This is a genomic window from Roseibium sp. (assembly GCF_051016195.1).
GTDB lineage: Bacteria > Pseudomonadota > Alphaproteobacteria > Rhizobiales > Stappiaceae > Roseibium.
In genome coordinates, this window is record NZ_CP134616.1 from 5971285 (window position 1) to 5987908 (window position 16624).

15 protein-coding genes are annotated in these 16624 nt (G+C 59.6%); 6 read left to right on the forward strand and 9 right to left on the reverse strand.

Annotated features, from left to right (window positions below):
* Positions 1–70 precede the first annotated feature (70 nt).
* The gene (locus tag RDA78_RS27130; RefSeq protein ID WP_434052861.1) at positions 71–2110 is read left to right on the forward strand and encodes a hypothetical protein; all 2040 of its coding nucleotides are present in this window, start codon (positions 71–73) and stop codon (positions 2108–2110) included.
* On the forward strand, positions 2110–3426 hold the full coding sequence (locus RDA78_RS27135) for a hypothetical protein (protein WP_434052862.1): 1317 nt from the start codon (positions 2110–2112) through the stop codon (positions 3424–3426). Before RDA78_RS27130 ends, RDA78_RS27135 begins: the two co-directional genes overlap by 1 nt.
* Positions 3427–3487: 61 nt before the next feature.
* On the opposite strand, the gene katG is transcribed toward RDA78_RS27135, so the two are convergent.
* Positions 3488–5659: a catalase/peroxidase HPI gene (gene katG, locus RDA78_RS27140; protein WP_434052863.1), complete on the reverse strand. Its 2172-nt coding sequence runs from the start codon at positions 5657–5659 to the stop codon at positions 3488–3490.
* A gap of 272 nt (positions 5660–5931) precedes the next feature.
* Here katG and RDA78_RS27145 point away from each other — a divergent pair, with 272 nt between their 5' ends.
* On the forward strand, positions 5932–6816 hold the full coding sequence (locus RDA78_RS27145) for a LysR substrate-binding domain-containing protein (RefSeq protein WP_434052864.1): 885 nt from the start codon (positions 5932–5934) through the stop codon (positions 6814–6816).
* Between the two features lie 5 nt (positions 6817–6821).
* Here the strand turns inward: RDA78_RS27145 and RDA78_RS27150 are convergent, their stop codons facing one another.
* From RDA78_RS27150 to RDA78_RS27165, 4 genes are all read right to left on the reverse strand, one after another.
* Positions 6822–8096, reverse strand: coding sequence for a serine hydrolase domain-containing protein (locus tag RDA78_RS27150; RefSeq protein ID WP_434052865.1), 1275 nt, complete (start codon positions 8094–8096; stop codon positions 6822–6824).
* Positions 8097–8989: 893 nt separating this feature from the next.
* Positions 8990–9652, reverse strand: coding sequence for a class I SAM-dependent methyltransferase (locus RDA78_RS27155; RefSeq protein WP_434052866.1), 663 nt, complete (start codon positions 9650–9652; stop codon positions 8990–8992).
* Positions 9653–9679: 27 nt separating this feature from the next.
* Positions 9680–10444, reverse strand: coding sequence for a class I SAM-dependent methyltransferase (locus tag RDA78_RS27160; protein ID WP_434052867.1), 765 nt, complete (start codon positions 10442–10444; stop codon positions 9680–9682).
* A gap of 2 nt (positions 10445–10446) precedes the next feature.
* Entirely contained in the window at positions 10447–10587 is a 141-nt protein-coding gene (locus RDA78_RS27165; RefSeq protein WP_434052868.1) for a hypothetical protein, read from the reverse strand.
* A gap of 84 nt (positions 10588–10671) precedes the next feature.
* Between RDA78_RS27165 and RDA78_RS27170 the strand changes: the two genes are divergently transcribed.
* Complete coding sequence (locus tag RDA78_RS27170) at positions 10672–11610, forward strand: LysR family transcriptional regulator (protein WP_434052869.1); 939 nt, start codon at positions 10672–10674, stop codon at positions 11608–11610.
* On the opposite strand, the gene RDA78_RS27175 is transcribed toward RDA78_RS27170, so the two are convergent.
* Entirely contained in the window at positions 11594–12049 is a 456-nt protein-coding gene (locus RDA78_RS27175; protein WP_434052870.1) for a VOC family protein, read from the reverse strand. The genes RDA78_RS27170 and RDA78_RS27175 overlap by 17 nt on opposite strands.
* Before the next feature lie 139 nt (positions 12050–12188).
* Here RDA78_RS27175 and RDA78_RS27180 point away from each other — a divergent pair, with 139 nt between their 5' ends.
* Positions 12189–12785 carry a LysR family transcriptional regulator gene (locus RDA78_RS27180; RefSeq protein ID WP_434052871.1) on the forward strand — a complete coding sequence of 199 codons (597 nt, stop codon included), beginning with the start codon at positions 12189–12191 and terminating at the stop codon, positions 12783–12785.
* A gap of 19 nt (positions 12786–12804) precedes the next feature.
* Here RDA78_RS27180 and RDA78_RS27185 read toward each other — a convergent pair whose 3' ends face one another.
* The 3 genes from RDA78_RS27185 to RDA78_RS27195 form a co-directional block, all read right to left on the reverse strand.
* Positions 12805–13800 (reverse strand): YHYH protein, encoded by a 996-nt coding sequence (locus RDA78_RS27185; RefSeq protein ID WP_434052872.1) that lies wholly within the window; start codon positions 13798–13800, stop codon positions 12805–12807.
* Between the two features lie 104 nt (positions 13801–13904).
* The gene (locus RDA78_RS27190; protein ID WP_434052873.1) at positions 13905–14573 is read right to left on the reverse strand and encodes an immunity protein Imm33 domain-containing protein; all 669 of its coding nucleotides are present in this window, start codon (positions 14571–14573) and stop codon (positions 13905–13907) included.
* A gap of 47 nt (positions 14574–14620) precedes the next feature.
* Positions 14621–15520 (reverse strand): alpha/beta hydrolase, encoded by a 900-nt coding sequence (locus tag RDA78_RS27195; protein ID WP_434052874.1) that lies wholly within the window; start codon positions 15518–15520, stop codon positions 14621–14623.
* Positions 15521–15913: 393 nt separating this feature from the next.
* On the opposite strand from RDA78_RS27195, the gene RDA78_RS27200 reads away from it, so the two are divergent.
* On the forward strand, positions 15914–16618 hold the full coding sequence (locus RDA78_RS27200; protein WP_434052875.1) for an AAA family ATPase: 705 nt from the start codon (positions 15914–15916) through the stop codon (positions 16616–16618).
* Positions 16619–16624 lie beyond the last annotated feature (6 nt).

Consider the following 16624-nt stretch of genomic DNA (forward strand, 5'->3'; position numbering starts at 1 on the left):
TGCGCAAACAGCTTGCAATCCAGCAACGCAGTATTGCCGGTAAGATCCAAGATCTAGGCAGGATCCAGGCATGCCCGATCTCGTCGCCCTGCTGTTCGGCGCGCTGATCATCGGCGTCTTTTCCTATGAGCGTTTCAACAAGGCGACCTATGGAAGCCGCAGGCAACTGGAGCGCCTGGTCGACCTGCTGACCCCCGACAAGCTCCGGGCGCGCAAGACCGTCTTTCACGCGTATACTTTCTACGCGCTGACGATGTTGCTCATCTATTTCTTTCTGTGCGCCTACGCGGAAGTCATCCCCTATCTCGGCGGCCCGGATATTCTCGCGGAAACTGTGGGGGCGAGCCAATTGCCGACCGCGCCGGTAGACGAGGCCGACGGATCAACGGTCGGCTTCGTTCCCCTCAACAACAGCGAGAGCGTCTTTTGGGCACAGCCGCTGTCGAGCGAGACCGGGCCGGTCGAAAAACGGAATTTTCTCGACATCGGCATAGATCCGTCGATCTCGCTTACAATCGCTCTCATCATCGTCGGCCTCGCGCCGACGTTCCCGGTGCTGCAGCGTTTCGAAGACTGGATGCGCAGTGCGGCTCACCGTCTGGCCGGCATTCCGACCCGTGTCATAGGAGCGGGTGAAGATCTTCAACGCAACTCGATCCAGCTGCGCGATGATGACGACAATGACGGCGACATACCCAGGAACAGTCTTCTGATCCCGCGCGGCCATTGGGAACGCATCCGGCATTATTCACAGGCCGCCGAGGGACAACTGGCCGATCCTCAGGATTTTCACGAGGATCTCGACCTCATCTTCTCCATTTCGTCCTGGATCCTGGATCGAAAGGTTAAACTGGCGAATGCAGGCCAGCGCGAAGAGTTCGACAAGCTCGAAGCCGCACTGACACGACGCCGTGACGTTCTCCTTCTGGAACTCGATGAGAAATCAAGCTACCAGGCTGGTGAGGCAACGGTGGTTGCCGAACCGTCCGAGGCAACAGCTGCGCCCGAAGGAGCGGCGGACGGAAACGGTTCGGGCGACAAGTCCGCCGCCAACGAAAAGAAACGGGCCAGCTGGGAACGCCTTGCCGAAGAAGCCGACCATCTCGCCGACGACCTCTGCATCCTGCTGGCGCTTTACGTTGAACACGAAATCATCGTCCCGGACAGCAGCAGCCAACGGCCGGAAAGGAACGCTTCCAGTTCGGTGCGGCAGCAGATCCTTGCCAAGCAGAAGCTCGAAACATTTTTGAGCGATCTGTTCAACGAGCGTGCAGGGCCCGTCCATACGCGATCGCACGCGATGCTCACGATCCTCTGGTCGGTTGGAATCACAATCTCGCTCGCGATAGCCTGGAGCGTCTTTCCCGGTCCGTATGAATCAGCCCTCCAGAGCGGCAGCGCCGGAAATCCTTACTGGCGCGCACTTGGATATGCCACCACCTCCTTCAACAGTTTCTGTGTTCCGATCATCATTGCCCTCGCGCTGCGTGACGGTGCGCGCCAGACCCACCGTTGGCGGAACATGGCCCAGGCGCACTGGACAAAGAGGCTGCCTCAGGCCGCCGTGCTGGTCTTCGTTTCCTGGGCTGTCGCGACCCTGTTCATCATCGGGCTGGTCCTGTGGCGCTCCGCCATCGAGTCGGGCGGCTGGGCGGAAAATCAGCGCACTGTGTGGGCGACGCTGCAGGCTTCGTTCGAATACAATGCCCCAACCCCATTGAGAGGCGCTGTCCTGGCCCTGATCCTCGTCGTCCTGCTGGACTCCGCGTCCACGCTGACAAGGGCTGAAGTCGCGCAAAAGACAATGGCGTGGAGCCGTGGCTGGGCGATCCGCGCGGCGATCCTCATGGGGCTTTGCGGAGGCGCCACACGTTTCCTCACCTCGTGGGCGTCCGCGCTCAACCGGTCCGCGGAGCAACCGCAACTCGACGCGATCGACCACGGCCTGATCGCCTATGCGGCCATCTATTCCGCGATACTCGGGTTCCTGGTGGTCTTCTGCATCGCCGAAGCGCTCCAGAACCAGCGGCGGCGGCAATCCGGGGTCAACACGAAATCAGGCACTCTGGTTGGTGAAACATCAACAAAATCCCGAACGGCGGCGTCGTGATGAAGTGGCTGGTCACCCTCTCCCTTGTCTTCCTGCAGGCATTCGCCGCTGCCTGGACGGCGTATGCGGACGAACACGCTGCGCCGGTCAAGATGGCGGTTCGAACGGACACCCGGCCTTTTATCTGGAAGAACACGGCCTCGGACGAATTTCTGGGGTTCTACTGGGACATCTGCACCGAAGCGATCTACCGGGCCGGCTACCAGTTGGAGACTGTCGAGATCGGGTCGGCCGAGCGCAAATCCATTCTCGGCACAGGCCGAATGACCACAAAGGGCAACGGGCAGGCACCTGCAAGGATTGCCTCTCTGACTGGTGAACCGCCTGCAAACCGTCCGTCTCAACCTGAAACTACCGAAATCGATTTTCTGTGCGACCCGACCACAATCACCCTTCAGCGCATGCGCAGCTTTCCCGTCGAAGACGGAACACCCGTTCTTCACTTTTCCCAGATTGTCTTCGTGGCCAACAGTTCCTTCGTGAAGTCCAAACCGGGGAAGGATATCACCAAGAACGAAGGCAAATTGCCCGAAGACGGCCCTGAACCGACCTGCGCGTGCATTTTGCCCTGGATCGATCATCTCGGTGCCGCCGCGCGCGGTGACCCCTCGCCGCCTCATTCATGCCAGGATGCCTGGTGGCCCGAGAAGGAACCGGCACAGGCAGAAAATGTGGAAGACGGAGAGGTTTCCGGCGAAGAGGGCACACCTCAAAACCAGCAGGCGAGTTTCTGGGACCGGTTCAAGATCGAGTTTCAGTTCGTTCCGGCAACACCCCAACAGGTCAAGACCGAGACCCCGAAGGATTATGAAGTCTGGGGTTATGTCGAAGGATCCACGATAGGTGACGCGCTCAATGCCCTTTTGAGCAAACCGCCCGAAAACCAGATCGGTGCCAAGATTGTCTGCTCGCGCAGCTACACTTCGCACACAACGGCTGCGCGGGCTTTCTGCAGCGGGGAATTGTCACGCTACTACGGCGATCTCGACATCGTGCAGGCCTCCCTGGCGGACCAGCGAAACCAGACACGGACAGAATGTGCGATGGACCCGGCACCAGCCGGCGCCGGGCGCTACGAACCCTACGCCTTCGTCATCTCATCCAGATCGCATCCGGGCTTGCCCGAAAAGATCGATCTCGCCCTTTACAGCATGTTTCAGGACGGCACGATCGAGCGCCTGTTTGCCGGGCATTTTCCCGATACCAAGATGTCGGACTTTCTCAACACGCTGTTCCGGATCAACAGCATTCCCGCCGGGACCATACTGGTGGAGGGCACCGAGGAAGCAACGTCCGCGACCGGGCCCGGAAACTGAAAAAGCCGGCCCCGCATGAGCAGGGCCGGCCTTCATTTTTCAATCAATCCGCTTCAAGGGCTTACGCCAGATCGAAGCGGTCCGCGTTCATGACCTTGGTCCAGGCGGCGACGAAGTCCTTCACGAACTTGGCCTGGTTATCGTCCTGGGCATAGACTTCAGCGTAGGCACGCAGGATCGAGTTGGAGCCGAAGACAAGGTCGGCACTGGTCGCCGTCCATTTCAGAGTGTTCAGCTTGCGGTCGCGGATTTCATAGGTTCCGTCGGACGCCGGCAGCCAGCTGTTGGACATGTCGGTCAGGTTGACGAAGAAATCCGTCGTCAGCGCACCTTCGCGGTCGGTGAAGACACCGTGCTTGGAGCCACCGTGGTTGGCGCCGATAACGCGCAGGCCGCCGAGCAGAACGGTCATTTCCTGCGCCGTCAGACCCAGAAGCTGTGCCCGGTCGAGCATCATTTCTTCAGGGCTGACCGCGTAGTCTTCCTTTTCCCAGTTACGGAAACCGTCGGCGAGAGGTTCCAGAACCTCGAAGCTTTCCGCATCGGTCTGCGCATCGGACGCATCACCGCGACCCGGGTTGAACGGAACGGCTGTGTCATATCCGGCTGCCTTGATGGCCTGCTCGATACCGACATTGCCGGCCAGAACGATGACGTCGGCGAGTGAAGCACCGGTTTCGGCCGCAATCGGCTCGAGAGCAGCGAGGACCTTGGCAAGACGTGCCGGCTCGTTGCCTTCCCAGTCCTTCTGCGGCGCAAGACGGATCCGGGCACCATTTGCGCCGCCGCGCTTGTCGGAGCCGCGGAACGTGCGTGCGCTGTCCCAGGCTGTGGCGATCATGTCGGCAGCTGAGAAACCGCTTGCAGCAATCTTCGCCTTGACCGCATCCACGTCGTAGGAAGTCGACCCAGCCGGGACAGGGTCCTGCCAGATCAGGTCTTCCGCCGGAACGTCCGGGCCAAGGTAGTTGGCGCGCGGGCCCATGTCGCGGTGGGTCAGCTTGAACCACGCACGTGCAAAGGCATCGCGGAAGTAGGCCTCATCTTCCATGAACTTGCGGCAGATCTCGTTGTAGACCGGGTCCATTTTCATGGCCATGTCGGCATCGGTCATCATCGGGTCATGACGGATGGACGGATCGCTCGCGTCCACAGGTTTCTGGTCTTCCGGCATGTCCACCGGCTTCCACTGCCATGCACCGGCCGGTGATTTCGTCAGCTCCCACTCATAGTTGAAGAGATAGTCGAAATAGCCCATGTCGAACTTGGTCGGTTCCTTGGTCCAGGCGCCTTCTATGCCGGAGGTGAAGGCATTTGCAGCCTTGCCGTGCTGGTCCGGATTGAGCCAGCCGAGACCCTGCGCCTCCAGTCCGGCTGCTTCGGGTTCCGCACCGATGTGATCGCCTGCGCCGTTTCCGTGTGCCTTGCCGACTGTGTGACCACCGCATGTCAAGGCTGCGGTTTCCACGTCGTCCATGGCCATGCGCTTGAAGGTCTCACGGACATGCGCGCCGGTCTTGATGGGATCAGGTTGACCGTCGACGCCTTCCGGATTGACGTAAATGAGACCCATGTGAACGGCAGCCAGCGGGTTTTCCAGGGTGGCCGCATCGTCCGTGCTCTCGTAACGGTTCTCTGCGGGAGCGAGCCATTCTTTTTCCGCGCCCCAGTAGACGTCGGTTTCAGGACCCCAGATATCTTCGCGGCCGAAGCCGAAGCCGAACGTCTTGAAGCCCATGGATTCGTAGGCCATGTTGCCGGCCAGGATGATGAGATCGGCCCAGGACAGCGCGTTGCCGTATTTCTTCTTCACCGGCCAGAGCAGACGGCGCGCCTTGTCGAGGCTGGCATTGTCCGGCCAGGAGTTGAGCGGAGCGAAACGGATATTGCCGGAACCGGCACCGCCGCGTCCATCCTGCATGCGGTAAGAGCCCGCGGAGTGCCACGCCAGGCGGATCATGAGACCACCGTAGTGGCCCCAGTCGGCCGGCCACCAGTCCTGGCTTTCGGTCATGAGGGCGCGGACATCTGCCTTGACCGCTTCGTGATCCAGACCCTTGACGGCGTCGCGGAAATCGAAATCCGCGTCCATCGGGTTGGTCCGAGCACCATGCTGATGAAGAATGTCGAGGTTAAGTTCGTTTGGCCACCATTTCGTAACCGGGTTGTCCATCGACGTGTTACCGCCATGCATGACCGGGCATCCACCCGACTTGTCCACCTTAGCGTCCATAATCCTCTCCATTTCAAGTTCCGGTGCCATGCACCGAGCTTACTCAACTCCGTCCCGTTGACAGTTTTTTGACAAGTTGCGTCCGCATGACCGCGCAATCTGTCCGTCTGCTGATTGAAGGCCGGAGAACTCCGTAGATCGTTCCTAAACCGTTCCGTGTGACCACATGTAAGGTGTGGACCGCGCGGTTACAGTCTGGTGTGATTCTAAATTAGCAAAGCTTCATCATCAGAAGAAGTTGAATTTCCTGATCGCTTTGATAGTTTTTTCTTATGATAAATATCACGCTGAAACAACTCCGGTATTTCGAGGCCCTCGCCCGTCATGGCCATTTCGGAAAAGCGGCGGATGCCTGCGCAATTTCACAGCCGGCCCTGTCCATGCAGATCAAGGAAATGGAGGAAGCGCTTGGTGCGTCCCTGATCGAACGCGGGCCGCGCCAGGTCAGACTGACACATTTCGGGGAGGTCGCCGTGGAACGGGCCCGGGATATCCTGCGCGCGGCGGAAGAACTCGGGGACCTCGCCCGCGCCTCGCGCGACCGGCTGGTCGGGCGGCTGCGCATCGGTGTCATTCCGACCATTGCGCCCTACCTGCTGCCGCGCGTCATCGGGGCGCTGTCAGAACAGCATCCGGAGCTTGAGATCCACGTACGCGAGACGGTCACACCAAAGCTCATTCAGGAACTCGGCGAGGGCAAGCTGGACACGGCAATCGTCGCCCTGCCCGTTTCGGAAGGATCTCTCACCGAAACGCCCCTGTTCAGCGAAACGTTCATGCTGGTCCGCTCAGCCGGTGATGCAGACGCGCCAATGCCCAGCGCGGACAGGTTGCGGGAAATGCGGCTTCTGCTGCTTGAAGAAGGCCATTGCTTTCGCGATCAGGCGCTGTCCTTCTGCAACCTGCCTTCCGGACCACCGCGCGAAGTGCTCGATGCCAGTTCACTCTCCACCCTGGTTCAGATGGTCAGCGCCGGCATGGGTGTCACGCTGATCCCGGAAATGGCCGTTCCGGTCGAAACCCGTTCGGCAGCCGTCTCCGTTTGCCGCTTCGAGGATCCCGAACCCAGCAGAACGGTTGGCATGGTCTGGCGCAAGTCCAGCCCGCTCGCCGGACAGCTTGGTGAAATCGCGGACGTCGTCAGGACGTGCTGCTAGTTCGGTCACAGGCCGCTGGTCGCGTCCAGAATTGCAGGGACGACTTCGAGAAAAAGAAGCGTGTTCATCCGAACGGTCTCTGTCTGCGGGTAACCGCCGTTCATGGCGATGACGGTTCCGGTTTCCTTTTCCATGACAAGGACCTGCCCGTGGATACCGACAAAGACCATCATCGTGTGGCCTTTGATGTTGAGGATCCTGATCTGATCCTTGTACCAGCCGTCCGATGCAAGGGCGGCCTCCTTGCCGACGGCCCAGGCGGCCCTGACCCGGTCGTTGCCCTCCCAGATCGCATCCAGGAACGCCTTCGGCACGACCTGTTCACCGAGATGGTTCTTGCCGTCGTTCAGGAACAGGCGTCCGATACGGGCCAGGTCGCGCGTTCGCATGTTGAGCCCGCCGGAGGCCACCGTGTAACCGCGCGGATCGGCCATCCAGTAGGCGTCGCCCTCGGCTCCGAGCTTGGACCACAAACGCTCCTGCATGAACGCGGCAAGGCCGATACCCGTCACCTTTTCGGTGATAAGGCCGAGCAATTCCGTATTCGGATCCTGATACTGGTAATGTGTTCCCGGCTCGTACTTCCGCTCTGAAAGCGTCAGCAGATACTCATTGATGCCGGTGAGCCCGCTGTCATTCGGCCCGTTCCATTCCTGGGACTGTGTGAATTTCGGATCCCAGGACATGAACGGCGGCGTCGGGATGTCCAGGCCGGAATTCATGTCAGCAACATCCTGAACCGACACGCCGCCGAACGCGGTCGCCTCATATTCGGGGAGGTAATGTTCCACGGGCTTGCTCATGTCGAGCAGGCCTTCTGCCGCCGCGATGCCCGCAAGCGTTGCCGTAAACGACTTGGTCACGGACATGTCGAGATGGGTCGAGACCGGCGTCATTCCGTCCCAGAAATGCTGATGCAGCAAACGGTTGCCTTTCAGCACGACCATCGAGTGGTTCAACAATCTGTCCCGCAGGATTGTCCGCAGATCATGAACGCCATCGGCGTCTCTGGCAGACAGGGCCGCAAGATCAAGCGCCCCGGTCTCGTCCCGCCATTCTTCGGGAGCAACCGTGTCACCTGCACTGATTTCGTAGTGCCGGGTGAACCGGTAGGCCTGCGGGAACGTGACCGCGGCGAATTCTCCGCTGTCCCAGTTTTCCTGCGTGATGCCGAACTCCGCCGCCTGCTTCAGGAAGTCCTTGTCGGGAGGCAGGAGTTCCGCTGACATTGCGGTTGCCGAAAACGTCATTCCAATTGCAAATGAAAAAGCTCTGAACATGATGTGGCCTCCACAATCCCGGACGGCTGCAATAAAAGGAGAGAACGGTATCGCCGGAACTACAATCCTGCAATGTGTTCCATCTCGTCATGCACGCGAGCCGTCCGTTCCCCGAGGCCAGCAGTTGTTTCGTCTCTTCGGAATGACGGTTTTTCAAGTTGCCTTCGTCGTCAATTCACTGAGTTGAGCAGGTTGGACGTGCCCTGGAGCTTCTCGCACTTGCACCTCACTCGGAGGTACGTGCTTGCGTGCATCTCAAAAGATGGGGCACGCACTCCGAGCATGCGGCCCATCCTTCGAGACAGCGCACAGCGCTTCCTCAGGATGAGGTTTTCTCTCCTTCGTCATCCCGGCCAAGCGCAGCGCGAGCCGGGATCGGGGAGGCACCGCCGCCCCGGCGGTTGCACGGTGCCCCTTTCGTCACATTTGAGCTCCCCGGCCCCGGGTCTCACGTCGTTCGCCCGGGGTGACGATGGAAGCGGTGAAGGCGCATTTCCACGTTTGTCATTGCGGACATGTGGGGCAAGGCAGAACGCTGCCTCGGAAACCAGAGACCTGCGTCACCGCAGCAAACCCGAAACGCATGCAAACTGACCACGGCCACACCGACCCTCCTCTTAATCCTGAGGAGCACGCTTGCGTGCGTCTCGATGGATGGGCGAAGACCCACGGAGCAAGCGGCCCGTCCTTCGTGACAGCGCACAGCGCTTCCTCAGGATGAGGTTTTCTCTCATTCGTCATCCCGGCCAAGCGCAGCGCGAGCCGGGATCGGGGAGGCACAGACCCGGCGGTTGCGCGGTGCCCCTTTCGTCACATTTGAGCTCCCCGGCCCCGGGTCTCACGTCGTTCGCCCGGGGTGACGGCGGCGCGTGGCACCGGAGACAGATCCCTGCCTAGATCTTCCGCGCGACCACAAAACGGCTGCGCGGCTCGGGGTAGGTTCCGGTTTCGATGATGTCGAAGCCCGCCTTGCCGATCATCTCTTCGACCGCCGCGAAAGTATAAGAACGCACGAACGGGGCCTTGCCGAAAAGCTGCATCACCTTGATCATCGGTACGAACAGCCATGCCTTGTCGCCGAGGCAGACCGTTTTCGAGATGAAGAAACCACCGGGCTTCAAAAGGCCATGGACACGGGCGAGCAGGTCTTCGGGGTTTTCCACCAGATGCAGAAAGTTGAAGCCAAGGATGGCGTCATAGCCTTCGGCGTTGTCGACTTCCTCGCTGAATGCGCTGGCCACCGCAAAGCGGAGCCCGTCCGGAACTCTGCTTTCCCCTGCAGCAGCGACAAGTTTTTCATCCGCGATGCGGATCATGCCCGGTGCAAAATCCGTCGCGAGATAAGACGACACGTTGCCGGCAAGAAGAAGCGCTGTCGAGCCCGTTCCGCAGCCGAGTTCCAGGACGTCATCCGCCGGTCCCAGATGTTCCACCGTGCGTGCAAGCGTCTTTTCATAGGCATCCTGGTCCTTGATCGGCGATGCTGCATATTTTTCGGAAATTTTGTCCCAGAACCGGGTCGAGGGCGTCATGTCATTGGTCCAGGTGATCGTCATGGTCTTTCTTTTCTATCACGTCGGGCGTCAGGCTGCGGCTACAGCGATGCCGGGCGCTCCATTTTCTGTTAAGGCAGGCTTCCGGCCGACAACGGCCGTGCTCCAGAACCGGGTCCAGCGTCCCGCACCTACCTGCAATGTCGTTAGTTCATCGAGGCCGCGCTGCTTCAGGTGTCGTCGCACCATCGCCGCATCGAACCTGTGGGTTCGCCACTTCAACTGCACGAACGCTCCGAAGAGTGACTTGCGCGTTGTCACCAGGAGAAGCCTGCCGCCGGGTTTCAGAACCCTGCACATTTCCGCAAGCGCCGTTTCGGGTTTTGCGAGATGTTCAAGCGCATGTGCGCACATCACGAAATCGAAGCTTTCACACGCGTAAGGCAGGGCCGAGATGTCAGCCAGATCCGTCCGGCAGCCGATCCCGGCACGCTGGAGATTGGCGGATGCCTCTTTCAGCATGGCCGGTGATATGTCCACAGCCGACAGGTCGAACGCATTTGCCATTTCTCCTGCCAGGGCCATCGACATGGCGCCGGTTCCTACACCGCAATCGAGTACCTTAGCGGTTGCGTGATCGTGAGCGTTCAAGCCGGATGCCGCGTGGCGCAGCACCTCGCGGTACGCCGAAGGAAACCCGAGCCTTCCGATCTTGCGGTCCCAGCGCGGGGCACAGGCGTCATAAGCCGCGCGCAACTGGTCGGTTCCGAAGCCGTCGCGGCTGACGGCAATCTGCCAGGAACCGAGGCGGCGTTCGAATACCGGGATCTGCGGTGCATGATGTTCAAGCGTCATGGTCACTCCCCGCGTCCGCCACGCAGACCGATCCGGCTGAGGATATCGCGGCCGATCGTCCGGCCGCCACCTGGCGAGGCCAGGAATTCAAGGCAGGCAAGACAGATTTTCAAAAACACCACGGCGAACGAATGCGGACACATGGGGAACTCCTTTCGAGCGCTTGTTACCCCCAACGTGAATGAATAGAAATTGCCGAAATCTCGTTAGGTGATATACAAATTTGCATGAACTGGCAGAGCATCACATTTGACTGGAATCAGGCGCGTGCATTCCTGGTCACTGCAGAGGAAGGCTCACTCTCCGCTGCCGCCCGGGCGCTCGGCCTGACCCAACCGACCCTGAGCCGGCAGGTGGCCGCGCTCGAAGAAACGCTCGGCGTGACGCTGTTCGAGCGGGTCAACAAGAGCCTGATCCTGACGGAAGCCGGGGTTGAACTTGCCGAACACGTGCGCGCCATGGGCGACGCGGCGAGCCGGGTGTCCCTCGCCGCCTCCGGCCAGTCGCAGCAGATCGAAGGGCTGGTTACCATTTCCACGACCGACGTGATGGCCGCCTATATCCTGCCTGACATCTTGCAGGATCTGCGTACGAAAGCGCCCGGTATCGAAATCAGGGTCGTCTCCACGAACAGCCTGAGCGACTTGCGCCGCCGCGAAGCCGACATCGCCATCCGCCATGTCGCACCGGATCACCCTGAGCTTTATGCGCGAAAGCTGCGGGACGCGAAGGGCCGGATTTTCGCCGCGCGCTCCTATCTCGAACGGTTCGGACGAAAGCTGACAAAGGCCGACGCGCCAAAGCTCGATTTCCTCGGGTACGAGGACAACGAGCAATTGATCGGCTATCTGCGCGCTCTTGGTCTGGAAGTCTCCCAGGCCAATATCAAGATCAGTTCGCCGAACCTGCTTGTCGCCTGGGAATATGTCCGGTTGGGCTTCGGTCTCGGGGTCGGCGCGGACGAGATCGCGGCCCGCTGCCCGGAAATTGCCCCCGCATTCGAGGATGTATCGCCTCTCAGCTTTCCGATCTGGCTCGTGACCCACCGCGAATTGCACACCAGCCTCAGGATCCGTACCGTGTTCGACCACCTTGCCGAAGGTTTACTGAAAGAGTGGCGTGACGCGTTGCCGGGATGCGGTTTCGATCTCAAGCGCCAGCTTTGACGCGATGAACGCCCGAGGATGTTGGCAAGGTATTGCGCGGGTGAATTTCCGCGAAAATCTCGATCACGTTGTTCTCCGGGTCGCGAAAGAACAGGGTACGATGCGGGAAGTCCTGATTTGTTGGCGGCTCGATGATATCGGCACCCTTTTCCGTCAGCGCTTGAAAGGCAAGATCAACGTCGGCAGGCGGAACCCTGAAGCTGATCTGGATGCCGGCAGAAGCGGCCGGTTTCTGCGGACCGTCGTAGGAGCGGCCATGCGGGCGAAGCGCCAGAAACAGGGTGCCAACCCGGAAGGCGACGAAATGCCCCTCCTCCTCTTCTTCGATGTCGAAGTTGAAAATGTCGATGAAGAAAGCTCTCATCTTTTTCAGATCATCGCAGAGCACGATTACGTAATCGATGCTGCGGATTGCCTGTAGTCCACTACGGTCATTCATGTTCCAAACTCCCTCGTTCACGAGAGCGACGTTGCCGTGCCGAGCGGGAACCTTCAACTCAGACAATCTCTCGTGGAGGGATAGAAATTCTCGGGCTTGATGCAGGGTGCTCTATGATAAACGACGCCGGAGAAAACGCATGACTTACAGGCTACCATCTCTGAATACGTTGCGCGCCTTCGAAGCGGCTGCCAGGCATCTCAGTTTCAAGACCGCCGCAGACGAACTGGGCGTCACTGCCGGTGCCGTGAGCCAGCAGGTGAAGAAGCTCGAACATTCACTTTGCGTGATGCTGTTCCGCCGTCTGCCGAACGGACTTTTGCTGACAAGTGAAGGTGAAATCTATTTGCCTGCGATCACGCAGATTTTTGAAGACCTGACCCTCGCAACCGAGCAGATAGCGCCTGAAATCAACAGCCGGAAATTCCGGGTTGGCCTTTGCATGTCCGTGCGAAGTCTTCTCCCGGCGAACTGGCCACATCACAATGAGGACCTGCACCGCCATGTGCGCGAATGTGTTGAAACTTCAGATATCGATATGCTTTTCAGCAATGAACTGGATTGTCTGATCAGATCAGGCGGCGGGCCGTATCGAGACCTCACGCTTGTTGTCGTTACTTGCACGCTGAACACACACGATCTGCATTTTGTCTGCCGGCCAGGGACTGCAGAATGTGCACAATCCAAGGCGATCCTGTCCGATCTCGCACTCCATTTAGCCAGGTCCGGGAAATAAGAACACGTTTTGACGGGCCTTACCGCGGCTTGTCAAACGAGGCGTCCGGCGTGCCGCGCAAACAGGCAACGATCCAGGGATAGGCGTCGGTCACGTAATAGGCGTACTGGCCGTTGACCGTCATGCCATTGCATTCATCGAGATCTCCGGCACCCGTGAATTCATAGTCCGAGCGATACAGCCCATTATATGCGCCTCCCGGATTTCCGTTGCCCGACGGACGGTTTCCGGCTTTCAACGTGTATCCGGGAACGGCCTTTCTGACGGTCCCGCTTTCATCCTTGAAGTATGAGCCGTAAACCGGAAACCCGTCCGCCGCGAAGCCGATGAGAGGCGAGCCGTCGGGACCGGGGTTGTCGTCGAAGAGCGCGTTCGGATTGCCGTGGTAGTGATAGCGGCCGTCCGGCTGGGTGTGCGCATGGTGGTTGTCCTCGGCAAAGGTCGCCAGGGGCGACATCGGGTCGAGCAACCAGGGATCGTCAGCCCGGCACCCCGCCAGGACATTGCCGCCGGCATCTGCCTGGGGGCTCGATGGCCGATAGCAGCCAGCCGACTGGATGTCGACCACGGCCCCGTTCAGGAGCACCGCGTCGAACGTCGTGTGTCCGAGTTCGGAAATCTTCCCGGTGAATTCCGGCTTGCGGGCAATGAAGAACGTGTGTCCGATCGCGGCAACCTCGGATGCAAAGTCGCGCCTTGCATCGCCGCCGACATCATGGTTGGGGATGCCGTTCGACTGGATCGTGCAGGTATCGTTCTGAGCCGTTACGATCACCGCTCCGGCGAGCGATCTTTTTTGCTGAACATCGGTAATTTCAGACGAATAGGCACTGGCATAGTCCGCACAGTGCGGGGACGTGTTCGTCAGGATCTTTCCCGTGATCGTGACGGTCCCGGGATCACTTTTGACGGCCTCAAGGATGACCCCCGCATCTTCCTGAGCCGGAACCGGTCCGGCGAATGTCAATGCGCTCGATACGAAGACCGTCCCGGCTACCAGAAGTGATCGCATCATTCTTCCTCCCCACATTGGTCACAATCCACACAGCAGCACGAACCAGCCTCGCCTGTTTTCAGAACGCCCGCCATCAGCTGCCCACCGTCACAGCTGTGTCCTGTTCAGCCTTCGTTTTCGTCCAGCTCAAGATCAGTCGGTTCATAGTCGTCGCCCTCACCGCGCAGAAACGCACTGCCCGCCGGCGCTGACAAAAGGTCGACGAAACTGTCATCCTTGTTCAGAACCGCACCTATGGCGACGTATGACGGACTTGGGTTTGCATTGTATTCTTCATCACTGAGTTCGTCGACATCCGCCCGGATGCGCCAGCCGGTATCAGGATAACGATCGCCGTCATTGTGCTCCGGCCGCTCGCGGTAGACAAAACCGGCGCGCGCGCGGCCTTCCAAAACCGCCTTGTCCGCGAAACAGCGTGCAAACCATTTGTTGAAGTCCGTGCTGAAGCGTTCCTTTGTCGCAGGATCTTCCCAATCGATGTCTATGATGTGATGAAGGCGGAACGCGACAGTGTCCCCGTGCGCGAGGCCCGGTATGTCGACCGGCTCATTGTCGAGAACTCCAGACAGGGCGTCGCCGTCCCGGTGTTTGACTTCCACCCACATGCGCTCCGCGTCATAGGTCTCGGTCTGGGGAACAGCCCTGAAGATGAGCTGCACCAGGACGCCGGGAGCAACTTCGGCAAGCTGCTCGTCTGCGGGAAGGTAAAACGTATAGGGCGCTTCACGCTTGATCGGGCGTGGGTCATTAAGTTCGTATCCGGCTTCGCTCATCGTTTTGTCCGCTGGCTGCAAGACGTCCCTTCAAACCCCTACCGCCGTCACCGCAGCATCCAGTTGAGCACGAGCCGCCAGTCGGTCATGCGGATGGGCGTTCCATGCGTTCCGGTGTCGAACAGCGTGAACTTGATGGGATAGTTCGGCGCGCGCGATTTGATCTGCTTGAAGAAATTCGCCTGGGTTTCCCAGTTGTAGACCCGGTCCAACGTGCCCTGGCCCATATAGACGGGGACGTTTCGCGACAGCGCGCCCGAGCCGAAAATGTTCGGGTCCTTGGGCGAGCCAAGCAGCATGATGCCGCTCAGCAGCTTCGAGTAGTTGCCATTGCGCAGGAGATTCCAGCAGATGATGCCTCCCATCGAGCCGCAGGCGACAACCACCTTCGCGCCGGGCGAGATCTGTTTCTGATACTGGATGAGCGCCGCGACATCCGCCGTGCCGCGCTTGTCGAAGTTCTTGATGTCGACCGTCAGATAAGCGCCCCCGTTGCGCACCATCAGGTTCTGGATGCGATTGAAGTTGCCGCCGAAGGACACATCGTTCATGCCCTGGAACCGGTTTCCGCCCTGGCCGTGAATATAGATCACGACCATCCGGGCACCGCCTTTCCATTTGCCGGTTCCCATGTAGGTGACGGTCCGGCCATTGGCCTGGAGCTCCGCACTGCCCCTGCCGCGCTTGGGCTTGTACGAAACGTAATTGCCGAAGACCTTGCGTTCGTCGACTTCGTCGCGATCGCGCAAATCGCGCTGCTTGGAGTATTCGACGACAATGAAGTCACCATCGTAAAGGGTCTCGGTGATCTTCTTGTATTTGAAGAGACGATCCTTGTAGGGCTTCAGAGTATCTGCCTGCGCGGCTCCCGCCCATGCAACGAGGGTTCCCAGAACAATGGCCCGGGCCACTCGGGCCGGGACGACTGACTTCAACCGGTGCAGCATTCTGGGTCCTTCATTCGGGCAGCGCGTTCGTGCGATTTGCGGGTCAGACTACGCGCCGCCCCGGATCAGCGCAATTGCGGAGGCGGGAAAAGCGGGCGTTCATCCCCGCCGAAGAATTTGAAGATCAGGCAGGCCGGATTTCCGGTACGAGGCCCCGAGCGAAAGCGGATCGCGGGACCTTCACATCAAAAGACCGGCATTCACGATCTGTCACTGCAATTAATACTGAGGAATTCCTTAAGGTTATCCACATCTTAGAGCGTGTTTTGAATAACTTGCTCGCAAATTGCGAATTTAAGGAATTGGTAACCATAAAAACCAAGACTGCACGAGACGAAGGTCCGCAAGAGACCCAACCGCAAGACAATGCAAGGCTAGTTCAGGAGAACCCAGATGCCAGTCATTTCCTTTGCAAATGCAAAAGGCGGCGCCGGAAAAACCACGGCCGCCTTGCTGCTTGCGACAGAAGTCGCGGCGCGGGGCAAACGCGTGACCATCTTTGACGCCGACCCGCAGAAATGGATCTCCAAGTGGCACGACCTGCCCGAGCACTGCCCCGGCATCTCGGTCGTCAGTGAAATGTCCCCGGCCTCGATCACCGAACAGATCACTCAAGCAAGCGAGACGTCCGATTACGTCATCGTCGATCTGGAAGGCACGGAAAACCTGATCGTGGCCAACGCTCTCTCCGTCTCCGACCTTGTCGTCGTTCCGATCCAGGGATCATCGATGGATGCGCGCGGCGGCGCCAAGATCCTGACCCTGATCCGGAAACTGGAAAAGATCGTCCGGCAGGACATCAACCACTGTGTCGTGCTGACCCGCACCAACGCTGCCGTGACGACCCGCGCCATGAAGGCGGTGCAGGACTTTCTGGCAGCCCAGAACATCGACGTGCTGATGACACCGATTGTCGAACGGGCCGCGTTCCGGGATCTTTTCGAGTTCGGCGGCGGACTTGCCGGTCTCGACCCGAAAGTTGTCTCTGGAGTTGCCAAGGCAAGGGAAAACGCGGCTCTCTACGCCGCCGAGATCCTGGAACGGGCTATCAAGGTTCCGCAAAGACGGTGGTACAACATCTTCAGGCGCGCCAGCTGATCGAGG

Coding starts and splice junctions, on each gene's coding strand:
- RDA78_RS27130 (WP_434052861.1), top strand. CDS start 71: ATGCCCGATCTCGTCGCCCTGCTGTTCGGCGCGCTGATCATCGGCGTC.
- RDA78_RS27135 (WP_434052862.1), top strand. CDS start 2,110: ATGAAGTGGCTGGTCACCCTCTCCCTTGTCTTCCTGCAGGCATTCGCC.
- katG (WP_434052863.1), bottom strand. CDS start 5,659: ATGGACGCTAAGGTGGACAAGTCGGGTGGATGCCCGGTCATGCATGGC.
- RDA78_RS27145 (WP_434052864.1), top strand. CDS start 5,932: ATGATAAATATCACGCTGAAACAACTCCGGTATTTCGAGGCCCTCGCC.
- RDA78_RS27150 (WP_434052865.1), bottom strand. CDS start 8,096: ATGTTCAGAGCTTTTTCATTTGCAATTGGAATGACGTTTTCGGCAACC.
- RDA78_RS27155 (WP_434052866.1), bottom strand. CDS start 9,652: ATGACGATCACCTGGACCAATGACATGACGCCCTCGACCCGGTTCTGG.
- RDA78_RS27160 (WP_434052867.1), bottom strand. CDS start 10,444: ATGACGCTTGAACATCATGCACCGCAGATCCCGGTATTCGAACGCCGC.
- RDA78_RS27165 (WP_434052868.1), bottom strand. CDS start 10,587: ATGTGTCCGCATTCGTTCGCCGTGGTGTTTTTGAAAATCTGTCTTGCC.
- RDA78_RS27170 (WP_434052869.1), top strand. CDS start 10,672: ATGAACTGGCAGAGCATCACATTTGACTGGAATCAGGCGCGTGCATTC.
- RDA78_RS27175 (WP_434052870.1), bottom strand. CDS start 12,049: ATGAATGACCGTAGTGGACTACAGGCAATCCGCAGCATCGATTACGTA.
- RDA78_RS27180 (WP_434052871.1), top strand. CDS start 12,189: ATGACTTACAGGCTACCATCTCTGAATACGTTGCGCGCCTTCGAAGCG.
- RDA78_RS27185 (WP_434052872.1), bottom strand. CDS start 13,800: ATGATGCGATCACTTCTGGTAGCCGGGACGGTCTTCGTATCGAGCGCA.
- RDA78_RS27190 (WP_434052873.1), bottom strand. CDS start 14,573: ATGAGCGAAGCCGGATACGAACTTAATGACCCACGCCCGATCAAGCGT.
- RDA78_RS27195 (WP_434052874.1), bottom strand. CDS start 15,520: ATGCTGCACCGGTTGAAGTCAGTCGTCCCGGCCCGAGTGGCCCGGGCC.
- RDA78_RS27200 (WP_434052875.1), top strand. CDS start 15,914: ATGCCAGTCATTTCCTTTGCAAATGCAAAAGGCGGCGCCGGAAAAACC.